The following is a 248-nucleotide window of genomic DNA, read 5'->3' on the forward strand; positions in this document are numbered from 1 at the left end:
CGACAGCCCCAACGGCGTGGGCTCCACCCGCCGTATGCGCATCCTGATCGCGCCGCCGTTCGAAGAAACCGTCACCAAGGTGGTCCCCAACGAACTGATCGAATACAAGATCAGCAAGGGTAGCCCCCTGAAGAACCACAAGGGCACCATGCGCTTTTCCGAAAACGGCAACGGCGGCAGTCAGCTGCACTATGTGATCGAGTTTGAAGGCAAGCTGCCGCTGCTCGGTCCGGTAGTAAAAGCCGGCC

Annotated in this window: 1 protein-coding gene; it reads left to right on the plus strand. The window is 60.1% G+C overall.

Annotation, left to right across the window (positions count from 1 at the left end; translation table 11 throughout):
- Positions 1-248: SRPBCC family protein (locus A3714_RS05840; protein ID WP_197463372.1), on the plus strand; the 248-nt coding region annotated here is incomplete at both ends.

Source organism: Alcanivorax sp. HI0007 (assembly GCF_001635525.1).
Classification (GTDB): Bacteria; Pseudomonadota; Gammaproteobacteria; order Pseudomonadales; family Alcanivoracaceae; genus Alcanivorax.